The organism is Oleiphilus sp. HI0043, from assembly GCF_001634935.1.
On the sequence record NZ_LWEY01001159.1, the window covers coordinates 1 to 1265 of the forward strand.

1 protein-coding gene is annotated in these 1265 nt (G+C 45.1%); it reads left to right on the top strand.

The features are described from left to right. The coding region (locus A3729_RS13370) for an ATP-binding protein (protein WP_156497943.1) at window positions 1-1265 on the top strand (1265 nt) is incomplete at both ends.

The window sequence follows — 1265 nt, forward strand, 5'->3', positions numbered from 1 at the left end:
GATCAATGATATTCTGGACTTTTCCAAGATCGAAGCCGGCAAGTTGGATATTGAAGTTCTAGAGTTTAACTTGCGCTCAATGATTGGCGAATTTTCTGAAGCCATCGGTCATCGCCCTTGTGAAGACGATGTTGAATTGATTATTGACGTTGTTGATGTTGAACATAGCCTGGTAAAAGGGGACCCTGGAAGAATTAGGCAAATTCTATCAAACCTGGTGGGTAATGCGATTAAATTCACTCACGAAGGCGAGATCTATGTGAAAGTGTCGCTAACTCCTGAGCTCTCTGCAGATGGTCGAGACCTCCTTCGCCTAAATTGTTCAGTATCCGATACCGGTATAGGTATTCCAAAAGATAAAATAGCGGAGTTGTTCGACTCATTCACTCAAGTCGATGCCTCAACGACCAGAAGGTATGGTGGCAGTGGTCTAGGGCTGGCGATTGTTAAGCAGTTATGCGAAATGATGGGAGGCGGCATCTCTGTTAAAAGCGAGGCGGGTAAGGGGAGTTGTTTCAGATTTAACCTTTTGCTTGAAACAAGTGAACAATCTCAAACGGTTAGCCCCGATGTCGATATCAAGGGGGCTGATATCCTGATTGTTGATGATAATACCAGTCATCGGGAGTTTTTGACGCGTCAGCTAACAGTATGGGGAGCAAATGTAGCGCAGGCTGATTCAGCTAGCGACGCCATGGATATGTTGACCAAGGCTGCTCAGGATAGTGAAACTATTCGGTATAAAGCTATATTTATTGATATGGATATGCCGCGTATAGATGGTGTTGAACTGGCGAAAAGGCTTAGAGAGGAAGAGGGTTTGTCTGAGACAAACCTAGTGATGATGACATCCTTGCAGAACCGGGGCGACTCACAGTTTTTTTCAGACTTGGGTTGTCGTGCCTATTTTCCAAAACCAACCACGACCTTAGATTTGTTCGACTCTCTTAATATTATTTTCTCAGAAGAGAGTGTGTGTAAGGGTGGGCAAGAGGCGGGTGATCATGATCGTGGCTTGAAGCATGGCGGTATTCATCAGAATCAGGATAGCCTACCAGGTGGCTACCAGTGGCCGGATAATACCCGTATTCTTTTGGTCGAAGACAACCATGTCAATCAAATGGTTGCTTTAGCATTGCTGGATATATTGAAGCTCAGTGCTGATTTGGCCGATAGTGGGTTGGTTGCTTTGCAAAATTCGCCAGACAATTTGCCGTATAGCCTGATTCTTATGGATTGTCAGATGCCAGGTATGGATGGCTATG